The sequence below is a fragment of the Bifidobacterium phasiani genome, from assembly GCF_019331775.1.
Lineage (GTDB): Bacteria > Actinomycetota > Actinomycetes > Actinomycetales > Bifidobacteriaceae > Bifidobacterium > Bifidobacterium phasiani.
Window position 1 is genome coordinate 26,562 of record NZ_JAHBBD010000025.1, and the last position, 6,725, is coordinate 33,286.

Consider the following 6,725-nt stretch of genomic DNA (forward strand, 5'->3'; position numbering starts at 1 on the left):
ACGTTCTCCCGTGCCGGTCACTCGCGCCGCTGCCGTCGCGGCCTTCGCGGCCGCTCCCCTCGCCTATGCCCGGTCCACCGGACCGGGCGCTGACGGCTCGGCGGACCGGGCGCAGGCGGGACGGCATGCGGATGCAGGCTATGGGGCCCATCAGCCCTCGGTCTTCTGCGCGGCGCGGATCTTGTCCTTGGTGTCGCGGTCGTTCGCGCCCTCGCCGGTGGACAGCGCGGCGATGAACGCCTCCTGCGGGACCTCGACGTGGCCGAGCATCTTCATGCGCTTCTTGCCGGCCTTCTGCTTCTCGAGCAGCTTGCGCTTCCGGGTGATGTCGCCGCCGTAGCACTTGGCGAGCACGTCCTTGCGCAGCGCGCGGATGGTCTCGCGCGCGATGATCCGCGAGCCGATCGCCGCCTGGATCGGGATCTCGAACTGCTGGCGCGGAATCAGCTCGCGCAGCTTCTTGGTCATCATCACGCCGTAGCTGTACGCCTTGTCGCGGTGGACGATGGCGCTGAACGCGTCGACCTTCTCGCCCTGGATGAGGATGTCGACCTTGACCAGGTCGGCGCTCTGCTCGCCGTCCTCGTGGTAGTCGAGCGAGGCGTAGCCCTTGGTGCGGCTCTTGAGCTGGTCGAAGAAGTCGAAGACGATCTCGGCGAGCGGCATGCGGTAGTGCATCTCCACGCGGTCGGCGCTGATGTACTCCATCGTGCCCATCTGGCCGCGGTGGTCCTGGCACAGGTCCATCACCGCGCCGATGAACTCCTTCGGCGTGATGATGTCGGCCGCGACCATCGGCTCGACGATCCGCTTGATCTTGCCCTCCGGGAACTCGCTCGGATTGGTGACGTGGTGCACGGTGTTGTCCTCGCCGGTCACCTCGTAGGGCACGTTCGGCGCCGTGGAGATCAGGTCGAGGCCGAACTCGCGCTCCAGGCGCTCGGAGACGATCTCCATGTGCAGCAGGCCCAGGAAGCCGCAGCGGAAGCCGAAGCCCAGGGCCACCGAGGTCTCCGGCTCGTAGATCAGCGCCGCGTCGTTGAGCTTGAGCTTGTCGAGCGCGTCGCGCAGCTCCGGGTACTGGGCGTTGTCGATCGGGAACAGGCCCGCATACACCATCGGCTGCGGGTCGCGGTAGCCGGGCAGCGGCTCGGCGGCGCCCTTGGAGGCCGTGGTGATCGTGTCGCCGACCTTGGACTGGCTGACGTCCTTCGCTCCGGTGATCACGTAGCCGACCTCGCCGGCGCCGAGCGCCTTGGTCGGGGTCATCTCGGGGCTGATCACGCCGATCTCGATCGGGTCGTGCGTCATGCCGATGCCCATCATGTGCAGCTTCTCGCGGGCGTGGAGCTCGCCGTCGACCATGCGGATGTAGGTGACGATGCCTCGGTAGGAGTCGTAGACCGAGTCGAAGATCAGCGCGCGGGCGGGCGCGTCCGGGTCGCCCTGCGGGGCGGGCACGTCCATCACGATCTGGTCGAGCAGGTCGGCGACGCCTTCGCCGGTCTTGCCGGAGACGCGCAGCACGTCGGACGGCTCGCAGCCGATCAGGCCGGCGATCTCCTCGGCGTGCTTGTCCGGTTCGGCGCTGGGCAGGTCGATCTTGTTGAGCACCGGGATGATGGTCAGGTCGTGGTCGATGGCCATGTACAGGTTCGACAGCGTCTGCGCCTCGATGCCCTGCGTCGCGTCGACCAGCAGCACCGCGCCCTCGCATGCGGCCAGCGCGCGCGAGACCTCGTAGGTGAAGTCGACGTGGCCGGGGGTGTCGATCATGCCGAGCGTGTACTCGGTGCCGTCGAAGGTCCACGGCACGCGCACGGCCTGGGACTTGATGGTGATGCCGCGCTCCTGCTCGATGTCCATGCGGTCGAGGAACCGGTCGCGCATCTCACGTTCCGGCACGATGCCGCTCAGCTGCAGGATGCGGTCGGCGACGGTCGACTTGCCGTGGTCGATGTGGGCGATGATGCAGAAGTTGCGGATCAGCGACTGATCGGTGAAACCCGGCTGGTTGTGCTGCGTAGCCACCAAATAGGCCTCCTCGTGGGCATGGGAACAGATAAGACTCCCACCATCCTAGCAACTCCCCCGCGCGGCCTCGCCTATCCCGCCGCCGGCCGCCGCGGTTCCTCCTCGGTTCCGCTCCGGCCCCGATGCCAGCCCTCCGATTCGGTTCCGGTCCGTCCTCGTCCGGCTCGATCCCGGCGAATCTGATTTCGGCTTCTCCGCCCGGTTCGATTCTTCGCGTCGATGCCCAGCGGCCCCGATGCCCAAGCGCATATCCGCTCCCAAGATCGATGCGCCCGAGAGATGTGCGCCGCGCCCCAATCCTCCTTTCCCTCCTCCCTTCCCTCTCCCCTGCGCACAATGTGCAATTCTTCACGCTGAGACCGGGAATATGGCCGCTCAGCGTGAAGAATTGCACATTGTGCGCGGAGATGATGGGATGGCAGCTGGAGGATGATGGGATGGCGGATGGATAGGGATGGATAAGGGGCGGAGAATCAGGCGGGCGGAGAATCCGGAGGATGGGAATGGAGAATGGAGAATGGAGGATAGAATGGAGCGGAGGCGCGGGTGGCGGGCGCGATGGAGGGCGGATATTGCGACACGCCGCGCGCGAGGCCGAAGAGGCGATGAGATTTTCCACCGGGGGTGCTATCATATCGGTTCTGTATGTCCTAAACACACAAGTCGTTTGGAGTAGATAGTGGCAAACATCAAGTCGCAGAAGAAGCGCGTTCTGACCAACGAGAAGGCGCACAAGCGTAACGTGGCCGTCAAGTCCAGCCTGAAGACCGCGATCCGCGTCACCCGCCGTGCCATCGAGGCCGGTGACAAGGCCGCCGCCGAGGCCGCCTACAAGGTCGCCGCCCAGAAGCTCGACAAGGCCGCCGGCGTCGGCGTGATCCACAAGAACCAGGCCGCGAACCGCAAGTCCGGCCTCGCGCTGGCCATCAACGCCATGTGATCTTCCGACCTTACGGTCGATCCGCGGGCCCCGTGAACCATCCGGCTCACGGGGCCCGCGCGTATTCTCCGCCGACCGGACTCGCCGCGCGGCGGATGCGATGCGCCCGCACTCCGGTCCGTGACGGCGGTGAACCATACGGCGCCCTTCGGTCCCCTGCCGCGGCGAACGACGCCGGAATCCATCGTCGCAGGCCGCTACACGCCCTGCGACGACACCATGTCGCGGACGGACCCACCAGACCGCGGCGCTTGCTGTCGAGCACCCCGCCGATCGCCCCGCCCGACCCGACCATCGATGCCATCGGATATGCGCGACGCCGGATGCCTGCCGGCGGCCCGGCCGTCGGGCGCCGCCGGACGCGCGAATGCCCGGCGCATCCGCCGGACCGGGATCAGCGGCGGGTCCCGTCCGCATCGCCGGCGCCGTCCGGCCGGTCGCCGTCCCCCCGCCCGCGCGGGAGCGGCCGCGCCCCCGGCCCCTTGGCCGCGTGCCGGGTCTCGCTGGGCAGATAGGTATGGTGGCGCACCATCGCGCCGGGCAGCATGATGTTGAACTTCACCGACAGCAGACGCATCGCGACGACCAGCACCACGATGCACACGTCGCAGACGATCTCCATCGTGTAGCTGACCAGGCCGGCCTCGACGCCCTTGCACACGAACACGGTCAGCACGCAGCCCGCGGCCGAGGGCACCGCGTACCAATGCTTGTCGCGGATGACGACCGGGACCTCGTTGATCAGCATGTCGCGGATCAGCCCGCCGGCCAGCGCGGTGAACATGCCCATGAACACGGCGGTCATGCCCGAGGTGCCGTACAGCATCGCCTTCTCGGTGCCGTTGACGGCGAACAGGCCCACGGCGATCGCGTCGATGGTGAGCATCGACCATTTGAGCCGGTCGACCTCCGGATGGATGAGCGCCACCAGGACCCCGGAGGCCAGGGCCGTCAGCACGAAGCCCTTATCGGCGATGCCCACGGGCGGGATGGCGCCGAGCATCACGTCGCGCACGATGCCGCCGCCGAGCGCGGTCAGCCATGCGGTGATCAGGATGGCGAACAGGTCGTAGCCCTTGCGGATGGCCGACAGGCCCCCGACCATGCCGCAGCACAGGATGGCGATGTACTCGATGGCCAGAAAGAACGCGTTGCTCTCCAACGCCACTTCCGTTCCCTGCATCGCCCCACCCTTTCACGACCACGGCGCCGTATCGACAAGTACCTGTATGAGAATACTCAGGATGCGGCGCGTTCCGGCACGGCGTGTTGAGCCCGCGACACGCCGGCCGCCGCCGCAGGGTTCGGGACATGGTCCGCGGCGAATCCCGCCATCGCGCCATCGCCCGCGGACCATCCCCCGAACCCTGCGGATGCGACCTGCCCGGCCCGTCCCTGCGGACACGGCCAGCCCAATCCCCCGCGGCCCGACCGGCCGCAACGCAAAGGCCCCGCCGGCCCCCTTTGCGGGGCGGCGGGGCCGATGGGTCGGGCCGACTCAGCAGACCTTCCACATCCAGTTGTGCGGATCCTCGATCTCGCCGAGCTGGATGCCGAGCAGCGTGTTGCGCAGGTCCATCGTCAGCTCGCCGGGCTGGCCGTCGGCGACGGTCACGTCGAACTTCTCGGACTTGAAGCGGCCGATCGGCGCGATGATGGCGGCGGTGCCGCAGGCGAAGACCTCGGTGACCTCGCCGGAGCGGATGTCGGCGAGCAGGTCGTCGAGCTTGATCATCGTCTCGACCACGTCGTGGCCCTTGTCCTGCGCGAGCTGGATCAGCGAGCGGCGGGTCACGCCGGGCAGGATGTTGCCGGTCAGGCTCGGGGTCTCGATGTGGCCGTCCTTGTGGACGATCATCATGTTCATGCCGCCGAGCTCCTCGAGGTAGGTCTTGGTGGCGGCGTCGACGAAGCACACCTGCTCGCAGCCGTTGTCGATGCCCTTGTACTCGCCGAGCAGCGAGGCGGCGTAGTTGCCGCCGCACTTGGCGAAGCCGGTGCCGCCGGGGCCGGTGCGGAACCACTTGTCCTCCACCCAGATGCTCACCGGGTTGGCGCCGCCGGCGAAGTACGGGCCGGAAGGGCTGGCGATCACGCAGTAGTCGACCTCGTGCGGGGCGCGCACGCCGAGGAACGGCTCGGAGGCGAACATGAACGGACGCAGGTAGAGCGTGTACTCGCGGCGGGCCGGCACCCAGTTCGCGTCGCGCTTGACGAGGGCCGCGCACGAGCCGAGGAAGTCGTCGATGCTCAGCTCCGGCAGGTACAGGCGCTTGGCCGAGTTCTGGAAGCGTTCGGCGTTCGCGTCCGGACGGAACATCCAGATCGAGCCGTCGGCGTGCTTGTACGCCTTGAGGCCCTCGAAGACCTCCTGCGCGTAATGCAGCACGGAGGCGCCCGGATCCATCTTGAGCGGCGCGTACGGCTCGATGCGGCGGTCGCCCCAGCCCTCGCCCTTGGTCCAGGTCATGTGGGCCATGTTGTCGGAGAAGATCTGACCGAACGCCGGCTTGTCGATGAGCTCCTGGCGCTTGGCGTCCGACGCGGGGTCGTCGTTCGGCAGCACGGTGAACGGCTCGGCCAGCTTGTTCAGCTCGGCGGGATCGTGATGGGATTGTTCAGTCATTGTCATACTTCTTTCCTGTCACCTTCTTGGTGGCGTTCAGGTTGTTGTGCGCCCGAGGCTTATGGCCGGGTCATATCTGACACTGTCGCACATGCCGCGCGAGGGGCCGCGCCGTTGGCTCACAATATGAAAACGGCGGCGCCGGCGGCCCCGGGACCGCCCGGACCGCCGGCGATACGATGGCACCCCGGCCGTTGCGGACCGGGGTGCCATCGTCACGGTGCGTCCGGCCTGTCGCCGGAGCGGCCCGTCAGGCTCAGGCGGCCTCGCCCTCGGCGGCCGGGGCGGCCTCCTCGGCGGAGGCGTCCTCCGGGACCTCGACGGTGACCACGGACTCCTCCGGGTCGTCGATGTCCAGCTCGACGCCCTCCGGCAGCACGACGTCCTTGGCGAACACCTTGGTGCCGTCGGTCATGCCGTCCACGTTCACGACGATGCGCTCGGGCAGGTTGGCCACGTCGGCGCGGACCTTGAGCTCCTGGATGTCGACGAACGCGACGGCGGCGCCCTTCGGCTCGCCCTCGACGAACACCGGCACCTCGACGTCGATCTTCTCGCCGGCGCGGACCTCGTAGAAGTCCACGTGCTCGACGATGCGCTTGACCGGGTTGCGCTGCACGTCCTTGACGACGGCCATCTTCTTCTCGTCGCCGAACGTGATGGTGAACAGCGCGTTGGTGTGGCGCAGCGCCAGCGTCGTCTCCTTCATCGGGAGCTTGACGAACACCGGCTCGGCGCCGCCGGCGTAGATGGTCGCCGGGATCTGCTTGGCCACGCGCATGCGGCGGGCAGCGCCCTTGCCGAACTCGTCGCGGACCTCGCCCTCAAGAGTGATCGTATTAGCCATGACGGCCTCCTTCGTAGTGTTACCTGTCGTTTCTGTCTTTTGACGCCACGACGCGCCGCAGGACAGACCCGAAGGGGCCGGATGCGCCGAGTCGATCACGGAAGTCCGCACGCGGCTTCCCTCGCCAAAGCAACAGTCATCCAGTATACCCGGCCCCGGGACTTCCGCTCCCGCACGCCCGGCGCGGCCGCGCGGAGCCCTGTCCGAGCCGCGGACGTGCCCCCGTCCGCGCCTTCCGGACGGCGACCGGATTCGCACGGCCGCGCCGGGCGTGCGGG

The 6,725-nt window shown here is 67.9% G+C and carries 5 protein-coding genes; 1 reads left to right on the forward strand and 4 read right to left on the reverse strand.

Translation table 11 applies throughout. The features are described from left to right. Positions 1-150: 150 nt before the first annotated feature. The gene (gene lepA / locus KIH73_RS09235) at positions 151-2,031 is read right to left on the reverse strand and encodes a translation elongation factor 4 (RefSeq protein ID WP_219082811.1); all 1,881 of its coding nucleotides are present in this window, start codon (positions 2,029-2,031) and stop codon (positions 151-153) included. 682 nt (positions 2,032-2,713) lie between these two features. On the opposite strand from lepA, the gene rpsT reads away from it, so the two are divergent. Next, complete coding sequence (rpsT, locus tag KIH73_RS09240) at positions 2,714-2,974, forward strand: 30S ribosomal protein S20 (RefSeq protein WP_219082813.1); 261 nt, start codon at positions 2,714-2,716, stop codon at positions 2,972-2,974. 394 nt (positions 2,975-3,368) lie between these two features. Here the strand turns inward: rpsT and KIH73_RS09245 are convergent, their stop codons facing one another. The 3 genes from KIH73_RS09245 to KIH73_RS09255 all read right to left on the reverse strand — a co-directional run bounded on the left by KIH73_RS09245 (position 3,369) and on the right by KIH73_RS09255 (position 6,447). Next, on the reverse strand, positions 3,369-4,157 hold the full coding sequence (locus KIH73_RS09245) for a trimeric intracellular cation channel family protein (RefSeq protein ID WP_219082815.1): 789 nt from the start codon (positions 4,155-4,157) through the stop codon (positions 3,369-3,371). Positions 4,158-4,472: 315 nt separating this feature from the next. Further along, a complete protein-coding gene (locus tag KIH73_RS09250; RefSeq protein ID WP_219082817.1) occupies positions 4,473-5,600 on the reverse strand; it encodes a branched-chain amino acid aminotransferase in 1,128 nt (375 codons plus the stop codon). A gap of 256 nt (positions 5,601-5,856) precedes the next feature. Continuing rightward, positions 5,857-6,447, reverse strand: coding sequence for a 50S ribosomal protein L25/general stress protein Ctc (locus tag KIH73_RS09255; RefSeq protein ID WP_219082819.1), 591 nt, complete (start codon positions 6,445-6,447; stop codon positions 5,857-5,859). Positions 6,448-6,725: the final 278 nt, after the last annotated feature.